The following is a 20,601-nucleotide window of genomic DNA, read 5'->3' on the forward strand; positions in this document are numbered from 1 at the left end:
CTCGTCGCGCGTCATCGGCGTTGTGCTGGCTGTCATGGACGCGGACATGTCAGCGAGTCCTTCGCGCACAGCAGCACCACACGCCGATCCCATGTCTTGAGCGAATGGTCACCACGCGTGACCACCCGGGCGTCCGGGAACTGTAGTGCGACCGTCATACCCGTCGCATCAAAGTCGTCTGCTGGAGCAGGACCGGAAAACGGAAATGCGCTGACATCCGCTACGCGCTCACGTGTAACGGTACCGACCCAGATCGGGACGCTATCGGGTGCTCCGCTTGCACGGCTGATCACATAACTGCTCGGCCACAATCGAAGCACCAGTAGCGTGTCGGGCAGCGCTGCGACAGACTGGACGAAGACTATTCTCGCGACGGATCCGTCATGAAACTCGAGCTGAACCGGGGGCGACGCCGATGAAGGTGTGAGCCCCAGCCAGGCGTCCAGTATCGCGAGCGGTGACCAATGCGCGGCGGGCGTCCATCCCGCAGCGCTCAACGCGTTCCCGATCGTTGCAGCCGTGCCGATCCACTGCACCCTGAACGGTTCGGCGATCCTGCCCGGCATGACCACACACCCACACCACCACCCGGCCGACAGGCAATGCCTGCCATCCGGTTGACGCCCACTGGGTGGCCGTCATTTCCTTATGGGTGCGTGAAGGCGCGTAGAGCGCCAGGTCCGGATCGTGTTGTTGCGCGATATGGAGCGAACCGCCTGCGAGTACCGTGGCGGCGACGATCAGCAACAAGCGTCGCGAGCCAGGGTTCTCGCGTACCCGCAGCCCATACGCGATGGCCAGTACCGCAATCCACGCAAGTCCGAGGCTCATGCCGGCGAGAACATCGGAGACCCAGTGCACGCCGAGATACAGCCGCGATGACGCGATGAGTGCAATGCCAATCGCCGCAGCGACCACGATCGCGGTCCTCGCGCGGTGGCGCTGGTCGTGGCACAGCAGGAACGCCAGAAAGCCGTAGGCGACGACGCTGAGCGTGGCGTGGCTGCTCGGGAATGAAAAACTTTCCGCGCCGACCGAGTACGGATTCGGACGCGGCCGGTGAAGCGCCAGCTTGAGCAGCTTCACGATGATCCCGGCGCCGCCAATGGCTGCGAGCCAATAGATCGCCGACTGCCAGAGCCGGCGCCAGATGAACCACGCCAGCACGGCCAGCACGACCGGCAGAATCACGGCCGCGTCGCCAAGCTCCGATATCGCCACCATCACCGAATCCAGCGAAGGCAGCCGCACGTCCTGCAGATATCGATAGACGACGAGATCGAACTGGACGAGCGGATCCTTCGCGAGCACGTCTTCCAGCACACCGAGGAACAGCCAGGCGCTGCCGATGATGAGAAGTGCCGCCGATGTCGACAGCACGATGTGCCGGCGCCACAGCGAAAACAGCGCATGGGGAATGGACCTGATGCGCCCGGCGTGTCGGTCCTCCGCAGGCGGCCGGGCAGTGCTCACCTGCTTCACAATCCAGTACATGCCCGAACAGGCGATCGCAGTAACGCCTGCGACCCCGAGCCAGATGTGCAGCGGCAAGACCTCGAGCGCGAAGAAAGCGCTCAACGCAGGCAGTACTGCGATGGACGCGAACGTTAGGGCCATCGCGGCGACGAGCGTGAACCGCAAGGGTGTCAGCGGCCGCGCCAGCAGCAACAGGATCCACAGGGTCACGCCGAACAGCACGGTGCCGGCCGCGCTGCGGGCTTGATCGAGCGTTGCGCCGAGATAGCCGAGCGCGATCGAATACGAAGCGAACGTCGCGATCGCAGCCAGTACGCCGGCCGGCACCGCAAAGCGCAGCACCCGTTCGACGAACCCGCTGCGCGCCCGTTCGGCGCTGGCCTCCAGCGACAGAAAGAACGCCGGGATGCCGATCGTCAGCGAACCGACCAGCGTCAGATGTCGCGGCAGAAACGGAAAGGCAAGATCGGCCACACCGACGGCGAACGCGAGCAGCATTGCATACACGGTCTTGGTCACGAACAGATTGGCGAGCCGCTCGACGTTGCCGATCACGCGCCGGCCTTCATCGACAATCGCGGGCAGGCTGGCAAACCGGTTGTCCACCAGCACCGCCTGGGCAACGGCCGCCGCGGCGCTGCTGCCGCCGCCCATCGCAATGCCGATGTCGGCTTCCTTGAGCGCGAGCAGGTCGTTCACCCCATCGCCGATCATCGCCACCACATGTCCACGGGCACGCAGCGCGGCCACCATCGCTTTTTTCTGTTGCGGCGAGACGCGGCCGAATACCGATGCCTGTTCCATCAGCTCCGCCAGGTGCGCCGGATCGTCCGGCAATTCGCGCGCATCGACGCCAGCGTGTACGTCCGTCATGCCAGCCCGTCTCACCACCTCCGCCACCGTGCGGGGATGTTCTCCGGAGATCACCTTCACGGTCACCCGTTGAGCCGCAAAGTAGGCGAGCGTCGCCGCGGCATCGTCCCGGATGCGCTCGGTGAGCAGCACCAGGGCGACCGGTGTCAGGTCCTGCGGCATCGTCTGGCCGGCCAGCGTGCTGCTCGCCTGCGCGAGCAGCAGCACCCGGTGCCCCTCTGTCGCGTAGTTCGCGACCGCCAGCCGCACATTTTCCTCTGCCGCCATGCCGGCCAGTATCACGTCGGGGGCGCCGAGGATCCAGGTCCCGAATTCCCCAAATGATGCGCCGGCCCATTTTCGGGCTGACGAAAACGGTACGGCGACCGAGGCCGTCCATCCCAACGGCATCGAATATTGGGCGGCAATGGCGCGCAACGTCGTGTTCGGCGCAGGATCGCCCAGTGCCAATGCGGCCAGCGCATCCAGCGCGTCACGGTGCTCGACGAGAAGCTCCACCCGTTCCATCGTCGGCTCGCCCTCGGTGAGCGTCCCGGTCTTGTCAAGGCAGAGCACGTCGATGCGCGCCAACGTCTCGATCGCGGACAACTCCTGCACGAGCGCACCGCGTTGTGCCAGCCGCATTGCGCCCACAGCCAGCGCGACGCTGGTCAGCAGCACCAGGCCCTCGGGCACCATGCCCACGACCCCGCCACTCGAGAAGAGCACCGCCTGGGCGAGGGGGGCCTGCCTCAGGAGCTGGCTTAACAGGAGCAACGCAGAAACCGGTGCAATCGCCCAGCCGACGTAGCGGAGAATGCGATTGATGCCGGCGCTGAGTTCCGAGTGTGGCGGTACGAAGTGCTGCGCCTGCGCCGCGAGCCGGTGCGCATACGCATCGGGGCCGACGCCCGTTGCGCGATAGAACCCATGACCGGCGACGACAAAGCTGCCCGACAGTAGCCGTTGCCCCGGCGCTTTCGTTTGTGGCTCGGATTCACCCGTCAGCAACGATTCGTCGATTTCCAGCCCATCGGCTTCGCCAAGAACGCCGTCCACCACGATCTGATCGCCCCGGTTGATCTCGATCAGGTCGTCCACCACGATGTCGGCCATGTCGATCTGGATTGTTTGACCCGAGCGCCGCACGCTAGCACGCGGCTGTTGCAGCAACGCGAGGCGATCCAGTGTGCGTTTCGCGCGCAGTTCCTGAATGATGCCGATCAGTGAGTTCGCAACCAGGACGCCACCGAACAGCGCGTCCTGCCACGGACCGACGGCCAGTACGATCGCGCACAGCGAACCCAGCAGCGCATTGAATCGCGTCAGCACATTGACGCGGACGATTTCGCCGAGGCTGCGGCTGGTCCGTCGTGCAACGCGGTTCACCTGGGCGCGTTGCACGCGCGCTTCGACATCCGATCCGCTCAGGCCTTCAAGGGGTGCCGCCACGATCCGCTCCTTACCTGCCGCAATGCAAGGTCCACTGGACGACCTGTCAAAAAATGGAGTCTGCGGGCGTGCCGTTGCGTAACGGCGGCAACCCTGCGAATTGGCTCCGTTTATCCGTTCGATGATGCGGCTTGCGGCTCGGCCAGCGTGTCCCGCTCAAAGCGGCCGTAACGCAGCGCAAGCGTGGGCAGCACGATCAGGTTCAGCACGGTGGAGGTAATCAGCCCGCCCAGAATCACGATCGCCATCGGCCCCTCGATCTCGTTGCCGGCCGCGCCGCTCGTCGCAGCAAGCGGCAGCAGCGCCAACCCGGTCACGAGCGCGGTCATCAGGATCGGGATCAGACGCTCGGACGCACCGCGCACGGCGGTGTCGGCACCCCAGGCCATCCCGTCGACGTGCACCAGGTGTTCGTAGTGGCTGATCAGCATGATCGAGTTGCGCAATGAAATACCGAACAGCGTCACAAAGCCCACCATGCCGCCCAGCGACAGGTTGCCGCCCGTGAGCACCACGCTCAGCACCCCGCCCACCAGCGCGAACGGCAGATTCACCATTACCAGCACGACGCCGCGCCGGCTCTTCATCGCGAGGAACAGCAGCAGTGCGATACCGATGACGGACATCGCGCCGTACGCGAGCAGGTCGCGCTGCGACTGTGTGCGCGCCTCGCTTTCTCCCGAGAACACCGCGTAGGTGCCCCTGGGCATCGCGATCTCGCGATTGACGCGCGCCTGCGCCTCCGCCACGAAATCGCTCGCTGCGCGGCTGCCGAGAGTCACGGAGACGCTCTGCATGCGTCGCCCGCCGTCATGCGTGATCTGGTATCGGCCGGAGACCTGGCCGATGGTCGCCAGTTCGCGCAACGGGACGGCGAGGCCCTCAGGATTACGCAGCATCAATGCACCCACGTCGCCCAGACTCTGGCGCGCACCGGGCGCCAGGACCACCGTGACGTCGTAGGTGCGGCTGCCTTCATAGGTTTGCGCGACGGTTGCGCCCTGGTACGCGCTCTGGATCGCGTCGAGCACCTCCACTGGCCTGAAGCCCCAGCGGCTCAACTGGTCGGGTTTTAGTCTGACGTCGAGCTCGGGAATGCCCGGGGGCGATTCCACCTGTACGCTCGCCGCGCCGCGGATCGTCCCCAGCAGGCGGGCGATGTCCTGCGCCTTGCGGTCGATGACGTCGAGGTTGTCGCCGAACACGCTAACGACGACCGGCGCCGTCGCACCCGAAATGGTCTCGTTGATGCGCTCGACGAGAAATGTGTTGACCGACGTGGTCAGGCCGGGGAAGCGCGCGAGCATCTGCTGGACCCGACGAAGTGTTGCGCTTTGCCCGGATGCGCTCATCGGTTTGAGATCGACCTCGAACTCGCTCAGTTGTACCCCGACCGGATCGACGACCTCGTTGGCGCGGCCGGCGCGCTGCGCGACGAGGCGCACGCCTGGCACCTGCATCAATGCCTGCGAGACCCGCGTGCCGATGCGCATCGACTCGGCCAGCGAGGTCCCTGGCGCCAGCCCCATATGCACGATGTAGTGGCCCTCGCGCAACTCCGGAATGAAGTTGCCGCTCATGAACGGCAGCGAGGCCAGCGCCGCGACACACAGGAGCGCCACGATTACCATGATGGTTTTCACGCGCTGCTCGACCTTCAGCAGCAGCGCGGTATAGCGCGCCTTCAGCCAGGTGAGCAAACGGGGCTCGTGCGCAGGCAGCGGCCCGTGCGCGAGCAGCGCGAGCGCCATCGCCGGCGTGAGCGTGAGCGCGACGCCGAGCGAGGCCAGCACCGCGAGGATGTACGCCACGCCGAGCGGCGCGAACAGCTTGCCGCCCACGCCCGAAAGCGTCAGCACCGGCAGGAAGATCAGCGCCACGATGAAGGTCGCGAACACGACCGCGCTGCGTACCTCGAGCGACGCGCGCAGCACGACCCGGAAGGCCGGCAGTGGCGCAGGCCGATTGCGGTTCTGGCGCAGCCGGCGGTAGATGTTCTCGACATCGATGATGGCGTCGTCGACGACCTCGCCGAGCGCGATCGCGAGGCCGCCGAGCGTCATCGTGTTCAGGCTCACGCCGAACGACGTCAGCACGATGATCGCGATCAGGAGAGACAGCGGAATCGCGATCGCCGAAATGACGGCGGTCCGCACATTGAGCAGGAACAGGAACAGCACCGCGATCACCAGCACCGCGCCGACCAGCAGTGCCGTGCGCAGGTGGCCGACCGATGCGTCGATGAAGTTGGCCGGCCGGAACACGTCCGCGTTCAGGTCGATGCCTTGCTGGGCCAGTACCGGCTTGAGCGTGGCGAGCGTCTTCTCGATGTCCTTCGTGACGGCTAGCGTATTGGTGCCGTACTGGCTTTCCAGCACCAGCATCACGCCGGGTTGGCCCATGATCGATGCTGCGCCGACCGCCGGCGCGCTGCCCCAGGTGACGGTCGCGATGTCGCCGAGCCGGACGGCCGCGCCGTTGCTCCAGCGCAGCACGATGCCGGCGAGCCTGGCCGGCGTTGTGATCTGGCCATCTACGTTGACCGCGATGCGCTGATTGTCGTTCTCGATGAAGCCCGCGCCGCGCACGCCGGTGGACAGGCGTGCGGCGGCGATCACGTCCTGGATCGACAGGCCATAGCGCATCAGCTTCGCCGGATCGGCCTGGATCTGCAGCTGGCGCGTGTCGCCGCCGAACACGATCGCATCGGCCACGCCCGGCACGCTCAGCAGTTGCGGCTTGACCGTCCACTGCGCAATGTCGTACAGATCCATCAGCGAGCGGGTCTTTGACGTCAGGCCGATGGTCCGCACCACGCTCGTCGTGGTCGTGAGCGGCAGCAGCCTCGGCGGCTGCACGCCCGCAGGCAGCATCGCGGCGAGCGCGTTCGCGCGCTCGGACACCAGTTGTCGGACCTGCATCACATTGGCGTGAGCGTCGAACACCAGCGTGACCGCGGACAGGCCCTGCAGGGACCTCGAGCGCATCGACTGCAGCCCGACCATGCCGCCGAGCGCGTTTTCGATCGGCTGCGTGACGAGCGTCTCGACCTGCTCGCTCGTCAGGCCTGGCGCCTCCGTCTGGACGATGCTCATCGGCGGGGCGAACTCGGGAAACACATCGAGCTTCGCGCGCGTCAATGTATAGAGACCATAACCGGCCAGGAGCACGGCCAGCGCGTAAATGACGCCGCGAAAGCGCAGCGAAAACCGGATGATCGCGTTGAGCATGAGCAGTGTCTGGGTTCGTGTTGTGCGGGGCAGAGTCCCGGGTCAGTCATCGCATTCAGGCGGATCCTTGCACGCCGTCGCAATGCCCTGCGGTCGCAGCTCCTCAGAGAGCAACAATTGCGCGCCGTGCATCACCACCGCGTCGCCGGCATGAAAGCCGCTGGTCACGGCGAAACCCTGGTAGCCTGCGGAAGCTGCCGGCACGTAGCGCCGCGTGAAGCGGTCGGGCGCGGTGCGCACGTAGGCCCACGGCTGTCCGCCGTACCACACGATGGCCCGCTCGGGGATCACGAGCGCGGACGTGCGCTGGTTCGATGACGGCACGTGCGCGCTCGTCCGGGTGCCAACCGGCAGCGCGCGCCCAGCGGCGTAGAACCAGGGGTTGCCCTGGACCGCCGGGTCCCCCTGGGGCGAGGCCGAGAGCTTCTGCGCCGCCACCGGCTGGCCGTCCGGTGCATCGACCGTGATGCGCGCGGGCGCGTCTTCGTTGTGATCGGCGGGCAGCGTGACGCGCAACACGACAGCGCGGCCGGTCATCAGGCGCTGGAACAGCGCGGACCCCGGCGCCATCGCGGCACTTGTCAAAGCGTCGCCGAATTGCTGCCGTAGCGTCGCGGCCAGCGCGCCCTGTGCAGCGTCGGCCGACTGCAGCCTGGCCTGCGCAGCCTGCATGGACGCCTGCGCGTCCTGCAGGCTCTTCTGCGAGATGTTGCGATCGTCCGCGTACAGCACGCGGCTGCGCTCATACTGCGCACGCGACGCGGCGGCCTGCTCGCGTGCGCTGTCGCGATCCGCGAGCGCCGCAGCCAGCCGGTTGCGCAGGTCGAAGAGCGGTTGCAGGTCGATCACCGTCGCATACGCGCTGCTGTCGGGCTGCACCGACACGGCCGCAAGCGGCGCGACGTCGATGTGGCTCGCGCGCTGCGCGTCGGCGCCGACCACCACCACCGTTTCGCCGTTCACCGTCTGCACGGTTGGCTGGGGCGCCGCTTGTGCTGGGGTGCTTCGCGCTGGCGGGCTTGAGTAGAGCGTCTGGTAGATGTACCAGCACGCGCCGGCAAGCAATGCCAGCGTGACGGCGCAAAACAGAAACAGTCGGTATTTCATCGCCGGATCTCTTGTTCGGTCACCGTTGTGTTCGCTACGTCGGGTATGAGGGGCCGCTGCATCGCGTCTTCGAGTGCGCCGGCCGCCTGATGTGCTGCCACCAGCGCATCCAGATGGGCGATCCCGCTCGCCTGGTAGTCCGCCCTGGCCTGCGTGAGTGCGAGGCGATCCGTGTTGCCGGCAGCGAAGCTGGCGGCCTGGCTGTCGACTTGTTTGCGCGCGGCGGTCAGGTGGGCTTCGGACAGTTGCACTGCATCGAGGCTTGCCTGGTAATGCGCAAGCGCGTGATCGAGGTCGCTGAGGATCGCGTCCTGCAGCGCGGCGGTGCGGGCGGCCGCCTCCTTGCGCTTCGCCTCAGCCTGCGCGATGCCCCCCTGGTTCTGGTCGAAGATCGGCAACGAAATGCCGGCTAGCCCGAATGCGATCTTGTGGGTGCCGGTGTCGTACGTGTAGCCCGGCCCCAGATGGATGTCCGGATATTGCTTCGCGACCTCAAGCTGCACTGCCGACTCAGCGGCCGCATACTCGGCAAGCGACGCGAGCAGGTCGGCCCGATGGAGAATCGCCTCGCGCTTCACGTCAACGGCGGGCGGCGCCAAGGGAGCCTCGCTGAAGCCGTCGAGATCGAGCTGGATTGCATCGAGTGCCGCGACTGGCACGCCGATCGCCGCGGCCAGTTGCGCGCGCGCATCCTGCTCCGCACTGCGAGCGCCGGCTAGGTCGGCTTGCGCCTGCGTCGACGCCAGCACGGCCGCATCGACGTCGGGGCCGGCGTTCTCGCCAACCGCGCGGCGCCTGGTCACCATCCCGGTAATCTGCTGCTGCGCGTCAGCCTTGCGCGACAGGAATGCAACGCGCTGCTTCGCGGCGGACACGGACAGCAGCGCATTGCGCACCAGGGCACGCACCTTCCACGCCTCATTGCCAATGTTCAGACGCGCCACTTCCGACAGGTGCGATGCCTGGTCGATGCGGTAGCCGCGCTTGTGCGCCGTCTCGATCGGAATGTCGAGAGAGGGGCCAGTGACAAAGGGCCCTCCCGGTCCGGGGTTGGGCGTTGCGTACTGGAACGGCAGTTGCAGCACCGGGTTCGGAATCGCACCGGCGACGTCGATGCCCGCTTTCGCGGTGCCCCATTGGGCGCGCGCGATATCGAGCACCGGACTGTAGTAGTACGCCGCGAGCGTGAGCATCTCGCGGTTCCAGCGGGGCATCGGCCATCCGATGTCGTGCCCCAGCTCGTGCGCGAGCCATGCGTGTAGTCCATCGCTCGTGAGCGAACGTTCCTCGAAGTCTTGCGTGAGCTGCGTCGGCTCGATGGGCTCGGGATGGTAGGTCGCGCACCCGGCCAGTACGACACAGGCAAGCAGCAACGGTCGGCGCATGGCGGCATCCAGTGGTCTGCGCGCGCCAGATTCGGGCGCGCTGGCGGACGTCGCATCGGGTCGATGCAACAACAGACGCGGATGCTACTCGCCGGGGTGTGAAGTTTTCGTCAAGAAGACGTCAAGTTCTTGTGAAGTCGGGGAAATTTCAGTCGAGCAGTGGCAAGTGCAGCGACACGCGGGTGCCTTTGCCGGGCTCACTGTCGAGCTTGATCGACCATTGATAGCGATCACAGATCTTCTTCACGATCGACAGACCGATGCCGAAGCCGCGACTCGCTACCCGTGCAGGTCTCGCCTGATAGAGCCGCTCAAACACATGGGGCAAGGATTCCCCGGATATGCCGCGACCCGTATCTTCGATCTGCAGCCAGCCGTCCATATAGCTGAAACGGACGCTACCGCGGTCGGTATACCGGACAGCGTTGTCGATCAGATTGGACAGAACGATCGCAAGCGCCGAGCGGTTGACCTCGACGATGAAGCCGTTGCCGACGTCAATAACCGAGTCGATACCTTTGGCAACCAGAACCTCGGCAAATGGGTCCAGCGCGTCCTCTACGGCGCTGACGAGGCGTACCGGGCCAACATCCGCTGGCGACGCTTCCCGCGCGAGCAGCAGCAAGGCGTTGACCAGTTCGACCATATTGTCGGCCGCGCGATCGATCTGTTGCAGCCGCGTCCTGGACTTCGCGCTGATGGCCGTGTCCTGATCGAGGAGCTCGCAGCTGGTCTTGATCGCCGTGAGCGGCGTGCGCAGTTCGTGGCTGACATTGCCGGTGAACTCCTTTTCCCGCTCGATCATCTCCGCCATACGCCGGTGGTAATCGTTGAATACTTCGGCCAGTTCAATCACCTCTGCTTCGTCGTACCGGGCGGGATTCACGGCCGTGGCGCCACCGTGCCTCAACGCCTTGACCTCGCGGGCGAAACCGGCCACCTGCCGCACCAGCAGGCCCGACAGGCCGAATGCAAGCCAGAACGCAAGCAACGCGAATATGCCCGTGCCGACCATCAGCGCATTGATGACCTCCCTGAAACGCTGCTCGTACGCACTGAAGTCGTAGACCCGGTATATCCTCGCATCGCCGAACGGTACGATCGCGACGTGGATCTCCCGGCCGTCCACGATGATTTCGTGCGTGCCGTTGCGTAGAGCCTTGACCGAAGCGGGGAGCGTAACGCGTGCAGTGCCGGCCGACGCAACGTGGCCGCCAAGTCGCGGATCGAACGGCGGCACGAGGCCCGGGTCAGTCCGGTAGCTCTGCAGCGCGCTTGCTGTGTCGTCTTCGATCAGCGCGCCGATGAGCCGCTCTTCCTGCGCCTCGGCGAGTGCCTTCACGCCGAGTGCCTGTGCGACCAGCAACAGGATCGTCAGGGCTGAAAAAACCAGCGCGACCTTGAAGCGCAGGCTACGGCGTGTTTGCATCGCTCACCGCGAGACGGTAGCCCAGACCGTGGACCGTATCGATCAGATCGTTTTCGCCGTGCGCGGTGAGCGCGCGCCGCAGCGTATAGACATGCGCGCGCAACGTATCGCTGTCGGGCAACTGCTCGCCCCAGATTTGCGTTTCAAGTTCGGCGCGACCTAATACGCGGTTGGGGGACTGCATCAGGATGCGCAGCAGATACAGGCACTTCGGTGGGAGCTTGACCGGTCGCCCGGCCCGTTCGACGGTGAGCGTGGCCAGATCGAAACGCACATCCGCGCACCGTAGCTCGGCCTGCGTCACCTGGCCGTTGTAGCGCTTGATCAGCGCGGCGAGCCGCGCGCCCACTTCCTTGAGTGAAAACGGCTTGACGAGGTAGTCGTCCGCGCCTTGCCGAAACCCGTGCAGCTTGTCCTCGAGCGTGTCCTTTGCCGTGAGCATCAGGACCGGCGTGTCCCGATGCGCTTCTTCGCGCAGCTTGCGACAGATCGTCAGGCCGTCCATGCCTGGCAGCGACAGGTCGAGCAGAATCGCATCCCAGTGCTGGGTCGTGGCCAGATGCAGCCCCATCGCGCCATTGGATGCGATGTCCACCTGGTAGGCGTTGCTCTCCAGATAATCGTAGAGGTTGGTCGCGATGGCTGCGTCGTCTTCAATAATGAGCACTTTCATGGCTTTCCGGGGTGTTGCTTTTTCCTCATCGCTGGGATCGACGGTGCGCGACAACTAGCGGTGGGATTGGTCTTTTGTGGGCGCGTTGACGCGCCGTGTCTCGCTTCGGGGCAGACGGCTGCGCGATTGACACCGCTTCGTCGAAGAGGTCCGCGAGCGCCTCGAACGCAGGGCTGCCAGCGCCAAACGCCAGCCATTGTCGCATCGGTGCGCGAACCCGGATCACCGATCCCTCTCCTCCCAGGATTCGCGGCGCGTTTCGGGCTGCGCCAGACGATGGATACGGTGGGGGCCTTTCTGGGCCCGCTGATGGCGGTCGGACTGATGGCCTGGTTCGCCGACCACGTCCGCACGGTGTTGATGACGGCAAGCGACACGCGGCGGCCGCGCCCGGCTTTTCATTTGCGCTTCGGTCCGGCCTTGCCCTTTCCGCCGCCGGCAGGCGGTTCTTCCGCAGCGCGTGCCGCACGCTGCACTGCCTGTGGTGCAGGGCCGGCGTCGGTGACTGCCGCGCCGCGATGGGGTGACTGAACCGCTTCCAGGCGCGGCGCTCCGGCCACGCGAGCCAGTGAAGCGAAGGTGGGCGCGCGTCCCGCGTTCAGATGCATCCGCTCATCGGGCGCCGTTGCCCGGTTCTGCGCCGAGTTCGCCTGCGCGGCACCGCCGCTCTGGGCCGGTGTAGAGAGGTCGAAGGTCTTTAGCCCCTGGGACGGCTCGTCCGTTTCGATGGTGATACGCATGGTCATCTCCTCGTTGGATCTTTATGCGTTCATGATCGCATAACGTGCTTCGATATTGACGGGCTGTGACGTGACGTTGCGGATCGTGATCCAGTAGGTGATATCCGCGGCGGATGCCCGCTCGACTGCGACGTCCCAGTCTACCTGCGGCGCGCCGGGACGAGGCGATGTCGAGACCACGGTCCACACCACGTCCCAGCTGGCGGGCCAGTTGAATGTATACCAGCGGTGAGTCGTGTTCGGATTCACTGTCCCGGTAAATTGCGTGCCGACGATCATGGTGCTCTCCTTAGTCTGCCGCGAGCACGACATAGCGTGCCTCGATGTTCACCGGCGCAGCAGTGAGGTTGGTGATGCTGATCCAGTACGTGATCTCGTTGGCCGAGGCGCGCTCGACCTGGACCTGCCACGTGATCTGGGGCGCACCGGGATGCGGTGTGGTAGGCACTACGGTCCAGACCACGTGCCAGCAAGCAGGCCAGTTGAACGTGTACCAGCGATGCGTCTGACCGGCAGCGACCGTGCCGGTAAACTGTGTGCCCACCCACGGGCCCAACTGCATTGGCTTCGCGGTGAAGATCTCCTGGATGCCGGTGCGCGTGTCGGTCCAGAACGGGAAGAAACCCAAGGTGCTACCCGCCAGGCCGAAGTAATCGCCGATGAACGTCGTGCCCGGTGCTCCATGGGACAGGGGCGCGTCTACAGTTGGATCCCACGGCCGGTCCGTGACCGTATCGCGACTCGTAAACGACGCGCCGTTGTCGGTCGACGTCGCCAGGATCACGTCAATCAGCCGCGCGCCCCCTTTCGGACCGAATTCATAGAACGCGCACGCGATCTCGCCGTTGGGGCGGCTCGCGAGTTGCGGGTGAAAATCATGCTGGTCGGTTCCTGAGGCAAGCCATGCCGGCAGCAGCGGCTGACCCGATGCCGGACCCTGCCAGATGGCGCCGCCGTCACCCGAGTTGCGATAGTAGACCCGCGAAACACCATCGCGATAATCGGCCCACGCGACGACCAGATTGCTGCCCGCGCCGCAACACGCTGACGCAATCGTCAGCACGCGAAACGTTCCGCCGGGTAGTTCCGGAAAGCCGTCAGGAGCCGGCAACGGCGGCGATTTGAGCTGGGTAATACCGCTCGCCACAACCTGCGGCGCGGAAAAGCTCTGGCCGCCGTCGGTGGACATGACGAATTTGATCGTGTTGCCGAACTCTTCCCCGGCGACCCACACGATATACACCGTGCCGTCGCGCGCCACCGTGACTTCCGGCGAAAAGGAATCCGTCACGACGGTGTCCAGTCCCGCGCCAACCGGATGGGCGCCGACACCGGTCCAGGTTGCCCCATGGTCGGTCGTGCGTGCGAAGGCGAGGCGTGAGCCATTGTCCCAGGCGGCATAGACGTTGCCAAAGTGAGGGCTGCCCGGCGTGCCGTCGCCCGCGGCAGACTGCTTGTCGTCGCCGGGGTTGGGGTGAATGTAGTTCGGCGCGCTCCAGGTTCGCCCCCCGTCAGTCGACCTGTAGACCGCAATGCCGAGCGTCTCGTAGGGACTGCTCGGGCTGGGGAACGGCAGCGCGACGATATAGCAGTTTCCCAAGTTGTCCCACGCGACGGCCGGATCGGACACACCGGCCCACACCTTGTTCGGATCAGGATCCGACAGCAGTCCGAGCGGCAGTGCCTCGGTCCACGTGTAGCCGCCGTCGAATGTCGCGTAGGCACTCAGCGAGAAGTCATAGGTGGCGGGATTCACGAAGCGCTTGGAGGAACCCACCATGTTGTAGGGGTTGAGGGGGTTCACGGCCAGCCAGGATTCGCTTCGGTCGTTATGGGGATCGCTATCGACTGTGACCTGAATATCGCAGTACATCGAGGCCTCCATGAGGCAGCCAGGCCGCCGGTTGGGTTTCGCTTCGATTAACGGTTCAGGTTCAGCGCTTCTCTTCGCTGCCGGAGCGGCCGATCGTAACCGGCGCGCGTCAGCGAGGCGCATGGCGTGCGTCCAGAGCAATGCGAACCCTTTCCGCGGGTCGGCCAGCACATTTGCTAATGAAGGCCAGCAACGGGTAAACGGCGAAGGGGTTGCCGCTTTTTAACGAATACACGAAAACAAGCTGTTGCAACTGGTGAGCGGTGTGGGACCGGCACACGCTTTTCGTAGACTGCATTAAAGAAGTCAGTCCGGCTGGATTGCAGGGGTTCGCTTCGAGCGTCGCGCCAAATTTCAGAGGCTTCGCGAACGACGTAGACGCCGACGAGGAGCCCAACAACCAGGTCGGCCTAACGCACGTCACTCGCGTCGATACCGATATGTGAACGGGTCTTGGTGCCGCAAGGGGCGGCAGTCGGCCAACTGCGGCCGCTGGCGTGCGATTTGGTCTAGTCATTCGAACGTCGATACTCTCCAGGTAACGGACGTTCGCGTCGGTATGATCGCAGAGTTGTTGGAACTGTACGAGGCCCAAGGCCATTATTGCTGCTATTGCGGCAGCAGTGGATGGTGGGCCGTGCTTCAGTGCAGTCTGGTGCGGTCTCGCCGGGCTGCCAGTCAAGGCTGCGCGGACGGCGGCGCGAGGCTCGCGCGCACCCGGTACAGCAGTGAAGGATCCTCGCCGACGATTTGCCAGTTGACCCATTGACCCTCCGGCACGACCAGTCCCGGATGGCTCGCATGCACCAGGATCGGCTGCGGCGGCAGCTTGCAGCCTGCCGAGGTTTTGGGTATCGCTTTCGAGCGTTTCCTGCGCCTCGATTGCGAGAACCGACCCGGTCGGGTCCGCCCGCAGCGGCGAGACCGTGATGGTGCGCTGCAGGTCGATACTGCCCGCAGGCTGGTCCTTGCAGCCGACTTTGTGCGTGACAACCTTGTGATGCTTGTTGGTCCGAGCCTGGCCGACCGCGGTCGTTCCATCGAATGAGTCGACCTGCTGGCCGTCGCGGATTACCTGCAGCGTCCAGTTGACGACGGGCTGCACGGCGGGTGGCGCGTAGGGCTGAGGCGCTGGCACTGGTTGTGCATAGGGCTGAGGTGTTGGCTCTGGCTGCTCCGCGGGCTGCGACGTTGGCGCTGGGAGCATAGGGGGCTGGCTGCACGGTGGGCTGCGGAGCGGCCTTATGAGTGGACTCATGGGCACGCCTATGTACGGGCTTATGAGCCGGCTTATGAGCCGGCTTTTGAGTAGGCTTTTCAGCAGGCTTTTCAGCAGGCTTTTGAGTGGGCTGTGGAGCGGACGCGGGAGGGCGAAGAGGAACGGCGCGCACCACCGGTTGCGAGGCCGGAACCTCGGGCTGCACCACACCCTGAAAACTGCGTCTGCGCGCTCGCCGACACGAACGCGGCGGCAGCAGCGGACAGAGCAGCGGCGAGGCAGTTCTTCCTCAACTTCATGTCCGCAGGCTCCATGCGCCGTGTACCGTCGCAGAGGCGCCGCACAACGCGTGCCCGGACGTTTGTTGGCGAGGAGGCAGAGCACTCATTCCATTTCGCTGGGAACTCGCACAGATACCTCTTATTCTGCTACAACGCGCGCAGCGGCGCAGGCTGGACGCCGTCGACACTGACGAATGTGTACTGGACCAAATCCTATTCGCGCGGTCGGTCGCTAAAACTTTCGATATGAGCGTTCTCCCCCGGCTTTCCCGGACGGGCGAACGCAGTTTGGTTCCTCTGTTATCGGGGGCTTCATGCGGCGGCATTGTGGCGCTAGACGCCATAGTTTTAATTAACATAAGGAATGCATATTAAATGCATCGCCGTCTGTGAGGTCCCAATTGTGGATCTGCGTCGTCGGCTTAAAGATGAAGCGGCGATCTATGAGGTTGCATTCTGACCAAATGACCGTAGCCGCATCGGCCGCGCCCCCTTGCGGCCACAAGCAGGAGCGCGGACGTCTGAAGCACGCTATTCTACGACGTTCCGCTCACGGAATTGCAGCGTCAGCTGCTCGGGCTACTCGGCGTCCCGGAAGACGCCTTTCGCCAGCCGGACTAGCGACGAAATTCGCGCCAAATTGTGTCCTCGACGTGCGGAATGTACTAACCAGTGCATAAGTAGGCGAACGTAAATCGACGCCATCGTCTAAGCTTAAAGGGTCTTGAGAAAGGGTCTTGAGGAGAGACGTGATGCGCGAGGACGACGGTCGACAGCTTTCACACGCAACACTTGAAGAGATCCGCATTCGCGCGGTCAAGCGTGTCGAAGCTGGCGAGTCGCCTGAGGACGTGATCCGGACATTGGGATTCTCGAGAGCGCGTATTTACGAGTGGTTGGCGGCCTGGCGCGAAGGAGGTATTGAAGCCTTACGGGCCAAGCCTGTTCCGGGCCGGGCCGACGAAGCTGTCGTCCGAGGCTATCCGCTTTGTCTATCGGACGGTCACAACGAAGAATCCAATGCAGATGAAGTTCGAGTTTGCGTTGTGGACGCGAGACATGGTGCGAGAGTTGATTCGCGAACATTTCAACGTCCGGCTCTCTGAGGTATCGGTCGGCCGGCTGCTCAGGAAGCTCGGACTTTCACCGCAGCGGCCGCTGGCGCGTGCTTACCAACGCGACCCTGAACTGGTCGAGTCATGGATGCGAGACGAATATCCGGCGATTGTCAGGCAGGCCAAACGCTGTGGGGCACAGATTTTCTTCGTCGACGAATCGACGGTGCGCTCGGACTATCACAGCGGCACGACCTGGGCACCGATCGGTCAAACACCGGTAGTCGAAACCACTGGCGCTCGCTTCAAAGTGAACCTGATCTCGGCGATCAGTCCGCGCGGTCAACTCCGTTTCATGTGTTTTGAAGGCAGCTTCAAGATTGCGGCGTACGTCGATTTCGTCAGGCGACTGGTACTCAATGCCGATGCCCCCGTCTTCCTGATTGCAGATGGTCATCCAGTTCATCGTTGCAAAGCGATCCGCCAGCTTGCCGCAGCATCAGATGGACGCCTTTGTCTTTTCTTCCTGCCTGCTTACTCGCCGGATCTGAATCCGGATGAGCTCGTGTGGGGTTATCTCAAACATCACAAGATCGGCAAGCTTGCTATCAAAGGTCCCGGGCATCTTAAGCAGCGTGTTCGAGCAGTTCCGCGCTCGTTGCAGAGAATTCCGGCTTTGGTCCGATCCATGTTTCAGCATCCGTCAGTTCGTTACGCGGCATGATTCATGTCCGGTTACTTTGTTTCGGCTTAGTAAGTCTTAAGGCGAGCGAAGCGGTCATTGGCGCATATCGCCTATTCTCTCTCACGCGTTGACGGCTGCCAGCGCACACGAATGGCCCGAATTTTCGCGAGCTAAACAGACGTCATCTCGCCAATGGGTCCCGCCGTATTCGCGGACGCGGTATCGATTTGCGCCATATGACTCTTTCGCCATGCAGCCGGCGGCATCCCGAATTCGCGCTTGAATGCCCGATTGAACGCCGGCTCCGACTCGTAGCCGACCTGCTCCGCTAGCGCGGCAAGCGACTTGCTTCCGATCAGGAGTTCATGCGAGGCGAGTTGCAGGCGCCACCGCGCCAAGTACTGCATTGGGGGCTGTCCTAACAGGTCAGTGAACCGTTTCGCTAACGCCGAGCGTGATAACCCCACTTTTCGCGCGAGTTCATCAACGGTCCAGGAGTGTGCTGGCTGAGCGTGAAGCATCGATAGCGCAGGCCCGACAAAGCGATCGCGCACGCCCGCTAGCCATCCCTTCCGGTCTGCGGGCAACGTATCGATACAGCGGCGCACCGCCTCGACAAAGAGTAGTTCGGATAACCTGGCAAGGACAATCGCACTGCCAGCGCGCCACTGCGCCGCTTCGGCGACAGCGAATCGAAGTGATGATTCAAGCCATGCCGATTGAGGATCGTTGCGCATATCGATCTTGAAGAGCCGCGGCAGCGAGGACAGCAACGGGTTCCCCAACGTACCGTCGCAGGCCAGAAAGCCGCACACCACACGCGTTGGTGGCCCGCCCCCGCCATAGGAGAGTGTCATCACCTGGCCTGGTGCCGTCTCCAACTGAATGGCCAGAAGTGGGCCCGCGAGCGCAGGAGAAAGGTCTAATGCGCTTCCGAAAATATGTGGTTCGCCCTGTGGCACCACCAGCAGTTCGCCAGCATTGAGGTGAATAGCCGAGCCGGGGTCATCTGCCAGTCGCGCTGAACAACTGCCTTCGGTGATCAGATGGTACGAAACCACGCGTTCTGATCCTGGCAGGAAGGCGGCGCAGAGGGCCGCATCCGCCTGGCCAAACAGGCACCAAGGTGTAGTGAAGTCTCCGTTGAGGTACACGGCACCGCTTAGCCGCACAACCCGAAGGACGTCGGAAAGGGCATCCATTAACAGCGTCCGCTAATCCCGGCGTCCTACACAAGAGATCTGGACGCCTGGTCATTCATCGATATGACCTACGAGCTGATACTAGCACCCACGTGATCGCATAACAAACGCCTTTCAGGGTTTCGACGACGGAAGCGGAAGATTCAATGCAAACCACCAAGACGACACATCATGAGTAACGAGAGCACTTACAAAGGCGGTTGCTTTTCTGGCGCGGTTCGATTCACGGTCATTGGTGAGCCAGCCCCACTGGGCTATTGCCATTGCGGTTCATATCGGAGCTGGTCGGCGGGACCTGTCAACGGACATCTATGCAGCGGCTATTCAAGACTTCCCTTACGACGCCGGCGTCCATGTCCACTATCAGCAGACGAAACTTCGAATGAAGGACGGCCTGCCGAAGATGAAGGACGTTTCGAAAGAAATGGGTGGCTCGGGTATCACGGCAGCCGAATAGCCCATTTGACGCATCAAGCGCCATTATCCGAGCGGCCCCAGTCGCCGTCCTGCCGGCTCTTCTTTGCAGGCCATAGCCAGCAAGACAGACAAAGGTACCGCGCTGCCGTACGAAAAGCAGGTTCCCGTCCAAAACCACCAGGAGTACAGTCATGTCCGCACTCGCATCCATTTCCTCACCCGCTGTCGATCTCGCCGCAGTCAAGACCCGCCAGCAAGCCGCCTGGTCCACAGGCAACTATGCTGTCGTGGGAACCACCCTGCAGATCGTCGGTGAGCAGTTGTGCGAAGCACTCGATCTGCGCGCAGGCAGCCGCGTGCTCGATGTCGCGGCCGGTAACGGCAATGCCACCCTCGCCGCCGCGCGTCGCTGGTGCGACGTGACCTCCACCGACTACGTGTCCTCACTGCTCGAATCCGGGCGGATGCGCGCGGAGGCCGAAGGCCACACGATCCAGTTCCAGGAGGCTGACGCCGAAAACTTGCCGTTTCCCGACGCGTCGTTCAATGTCGTGATGTCCACCTTCGGTGTGATGTTCACTCCGGACCAGGACAAAGCCGCCGGCGAACTCGCGCGCGTGTGCAAGCCCGGTGGCAGGATCGGCCTTTCGAACTGGGCGCCGGAGAGCTTCATCGGACAACTGTTCAAGACGATCGGCAAGTACGTGCCCCCCGCGCCGGGCGTCAAATCGCCGGCACTGTGGGGCACGAAGGCAAGACTCGAAGAACTCTTCGGCGAAACCGCGCAGGAAATCCGCACGACCCGCCGCGAGTTCGCCTTTCGCTACCTCTCGCCGGCACACTGGATCGAAGTGTTCCGCGCCTACTACGGCCCGTTGAACAAGACATTCGGCGCGCTCGATGCCGAGAGGCAAGCTGGCTTCACCCAGGACTTGCTGACTCTCATGGGAAGCCACAATCGTTCGGGCGACGGTACGTTGGTGCTGCCGAGCGAGTATCTCGAGGTGGTGATCGACCGGAAGTGATGCCGCGCTGTCGTCGCGAACGGCCTTACCGTATGTGCCGACCGTTCGAATGGCTCCGAACGGGATTAACGGCGCCTATCGGCCACGCAAACAGTCGACACGTTCTGTCTGTGGTGCCCGAACTATTGCTAAAAAGCGTGAGTGAACAGACGACACTTTTCCCTCGCATCGTCAGAGGAGGCCAACACGGCCATCAGCTAAGGCTTTGAAAAGAGCCGCATGGTCGATGCGGAAGTTCGGCGGTCAAATTGTGTAGTTACCCGAAGTCTGCGGCAGCCGCCACCGAGACCGGAACCGAGCTACTGGAGTAGACCATGCTTGCATTCCTTGCCAAGACGTTCCGCAACTTGCTTGAACGCGCTGAACATAGTCGCCGTGACGCATATCTCGAGTCCTCGGTCGATATATGCGACTTGGAACGCCGCATGCGCTCGATCGAGACCAACGGCTAGCGAAACAACAAGGCCGTAGCAGGACCAGCGACAGCTCCTGGCCGTACC

The 20,601-nt window shown here is 63.7% G+C and carries 15 protein-coding genes and 2 pseudogenes; 5 read left to right on the forward strand and 12 right to left on the reverse strand.

The genetic code is table 11. The features are described from left to right. Positions 1–32: 32 nt before the first annotated feature. From OKW43_RS38480 to OKW43_RS38530, 11 genes and pseudogenes are all read right to left on the reverse strand, one after another. The gene (locus tag OKW43_RS38480) at positions 33–497 is read right to left on the reverse strand and encodes a hypothetical protein (RefSeq protein ID WP_429453839.1); all 465 of its coding nucleotides are present in this window, start codon (positions 495–497) and stop codon (positions 33–35) included. Further along, positions 382–3,732 (reverse strand): HAD-IC family P-type ATPase, encoded by a 3,351-nt coding sequence (locus OKW43_RS38485; RefSeq protein WP_429453841.1) that lies wholly within the window; start codon positions 3,730–3,732, stop codon positions 382–384. The genes OKW43_RS38480 and OKW43_RS38485 overlap by 116 nt, the downstream gene beginning before the upstream one ends. Positions 3,733–3,890: 158 nt before the next feature. Beyond that, on the reverse strand, positions 3,891–7,010 hold the full coding sequence (locus OKW43_RS38490; protein ID WP_429453843.1) for an efflux RND transporter permease subunit: 3,120 nt from the start codon (positions 7,008–7,010) through the stop codon (positions 3,891–3,893). A 42-nt stretch (positions 7,011–7,052) separates the two neighbouring features. Beyond that, complete coding sequence (locus OKW43_RS38495; RefSeq protein WP_429453845.1) at positions 7,053–8,117, reverse strand: metal transporter; 1,065 nt, start codon at positions 8,115–8,117, stop codon at positions 7,053–7,055. Next, positions 8,114–9,502: a TolC family protein gene (locus OKW43_RS38500; protein ID WP_429453847.1), complete on the reverse strand. Its 1,389-nt coding sequence runs from the start codon at positions 9,500–9,502 to the stop codon at positions 8,114–8,116. Before OKW43_RS38500 ends, OKW43_RS38495 begins: the two co-directional genes overlap by 4 nt. Positions 9,503–9,650: 148 nt before the next feature. Then, positions 9,651–10,931 carry a sensor histidine kinase gene (locus OKW43_RS38505; RefSeq protein WP_187638243.1) on the reverse strand — a complete coding sequence of 427 codons (1,281 nt, stop codon included), beginning with the start codon at positions 10,929–10,931 and terminating at the stop codon, positions 9,651–9,653. Then, positions 10,915–11,604: a response regulator transcription factor gene (locus tag OKW43_RS38510; RefSeq protein WP_429453849.1), complete on the reverse strand. Its 690-nt coding sequence runs from the start codon at positions 11,602–11,604 to the stop codon at positions 10,915–10,917. Before OKW43_RS38510 ends, OKW43_RS38505 begins: the two co-directional genes overlap by 17 nt. 398 nt (positions 11,605–12,002) lie before the next feature. Continuing rightward, positions 12,003–12,344, reverse strand: coding sequence for a hypothetical protein (locus tag OKW43_RS38515; RefSeq protein WP_187638245.1), 342 nt, complete (start codon positions 12,342–12,344; stop codon positions 12,003–12,005). Between the two features lie 21 nt (positions 12,345–12,365). Then, a complete protein-coding gene (locus tag OKW43_RS38520) occupies positions 12,366–12,623 on the reverse strand; it encodes a hypothetical protein (RefSeq protein WP_187638246.1) in 258 nt (85 codons plus the stop codon). A 10-nt stretch (positions 12,624–12,633) separates the two neighbouring features. After that, positions 12,634–14,340: a sialidase family protein gene (locus OKW43_RS38525; RefSeq protein WP_429453852.1), complete on the reverse strand. Its 1,707-nt coding sequence runs from the start codon at positions 14,338–14,340 to the stop codon at positions 12,634–12,636. 555 nt (positions 14,341–14,895) lie between these two features. Continuing rightward, positions 14,896–15,424, reverse strand: a pseudogene (locus OKW43_RS38530) (hypothetical protein). 1,045 nt (positions 15,425–16,469) lie between these two features. On the opposite strand from OKW43_RS38530, the pseudogene OKW43_RS38535 reads away from it, so the two are divergent. Next, a pseudogene (locus OKW43_RS38535) lies at positions 16,470–16,664 on the forward strand (helix-turn-helix domain-containing protein); the annotation flags it as partial. Further along, positions 16,639–17,496 carry an IS630 family transposase gene (locus OKW43_RS38540; protein WP_429453854.1) on the forward strand — a complete coding sequence of 286 codons (858 nt, stop codon included), beginning with the start codon at positions 16,639–16,641 and terminating at the stop codon, positions 17,494–17,496. The pseudogene OKW43_RS38535 and the gene OKW43_RS38540, both read left to right, overlap by 26 nt. Positions 17,497–17,627: 131 nt before the next feature. Here OKW43_RS38540 and OKW43_RS38545 read toward each other — a convergent pair whose 3' ends face one another. Continuing rightward, a complete protein-coding gene (locus tag OKW43_RS38545; RefSeq protein WP_429453856.1) occupies positions 17,628–18,659 on the reverse strand; it encodes an AraC family transcriptional regulator in 1,032 nt (343 codons plus the stop codon). 235 nt (positions 18,660–18,894) lie between these two features. Here OKW43_RS38545 and OKW43_RS38550 point away from each other — a divergent pair, with 235 nt between their 5' ends. From OKW43_RS38550 to OKW43_RS38560, 3 genes are all read left to right on the forward strand, one after another. Beyond that, on the forward strand, positions 18,895–19,116 hold the full coding sequence (locus tag OKW43_RS38550; protein ID WP_429453858.1) for a hypothetical protein: 222 nt from the start codon (positions 18,895–18,897) through the stop codon (positions 19,114–19,116). A 151-nt stretch (positions 19,117–19,267) separates the two neighbouring features. After that, the gene (locus OKW43_RS38555; RefSeq protein ID WP_429453860.1) at positions 19,268–20,101 is read left to right on the forward strand and encodes a class I SAM-dependent methyltransferase; all 834 of its coding nucleotides are present in this window, start codon (positions 19,268–19,270) and stop codon (positions 20,099–20,101) included. Between the two features lie 314 nt (positions 20,102–20,415). Then, the gene (locus tag OKW43_RS38560; RefSeq protein ID WP_429444182.1) at positions 20,416–20,553 is read left to right on the forward strand and encodes a DUF3563 family protein; all 138 of its coding nucleotides are present in this window, start codon (positions 20,416–20,418) and stop codon (positions 20,551–20,553) included. Positions 20,554–20,601: the final 48 nt, after the last annotated feature.

Origin of the sequence: Paraburkholderia sp. WC7.3g, assembly GCF_050436345.1 — a bacterium.
Classification (GTDB): domain Bacteria; phylum Pseudomonadota; class Gammaproteobacteria; order Burkholderiales; family Burkholderiaceae; genus Paraburkholderia; species Paraburkholderia podalyriae.

What these genes read in the sequence shown, in the direction of transcription:
- OKW43_RS38500 (WP_429453847.1), bottom strand. Translation starts at nt 9,502, where the DNA reads ATGCGCCGACCGTTGCTGCTTGCCTGTGTCGTACTGGCCGGGTGCGCG.
- OKW43_RS38490 (WP_429453843.1), bottom strand. Translation starts at nt 7,010, where the DNA reads ATGCTCAACGCGATCATCCGGTTTTCGCTGCGCTTTCGCGGCGTCATT.
- OKW43_RS38545 (WP_429453856.1), bottom strand. Translation starts at nt 18,659, where the DNA reads ATGGATGCCCTTTCCGACGTCCTTCGGGTTGTGCGGCTAAGCGGTGCC.
- OKW43_RS38515 (WP_187638245.1), bottom strand. Translation starts at nt 12,344, where the DNA reads ATGCGTATCACCATCGAAACGGACGAGCCGTCCCAGGGGCTAAAGACC.
- OKW43_RS38560 (WP_429444182.1), top strand. Translation starts at nt 20,416, where the DNA reads ATGCTTGCATTCCTTGCCAAGACGTTCCGCAACTTGCTTGAACGCGCT.
- OKW43_RS38505 (WP_187638243.1), bottom strand. Translation starts at nt 10,931, where the DNA reads ATGCAAACACGCCGTAGCCTGCGCTTCAAGGTCGCGCTGGTTTTTTCA.
- OKW43_RS38495 (WP_429453845.1), bottom strand. Translation starts at nt 8,117, where the DNA reads ATGAAATACCGACTGTTTCTGTTTTGCGCCGTCACGCTGGCATTGCTT.
- OKW43_RS38520 (WP_187638246.1), bottom strand. Translation starts at nt 12,623, where the DNA reads ATGATCGTCGGCACGCAATTTACCGGGACAGTGAATCCGAACACGACT.
- OKW43_RS38510 (WP_429453849.1), bottom strand. Translation starts at nt 11,604, where the DNA reads ATGAAAGTGCTCATTATTGAAGACGACGCAGCCATCGCGACCAACCTC.
- OKW43_RS38555 (WP_429453860.1), top strand. Translation starts at nt 19,268, where the DNA reads ATGTCCGCACTCGCATCCATTTCCTCACCCGCTGTCGATCTCGCCGCA.
- OKW43_RS38525 (WP_429453852.1), bottom strand. Translation starts at nt 14,340, where the DNA reads ATGCGCCTCGCTGACGCGCGCCGGTTACGATCGGCCGCTCCGGCAGCG.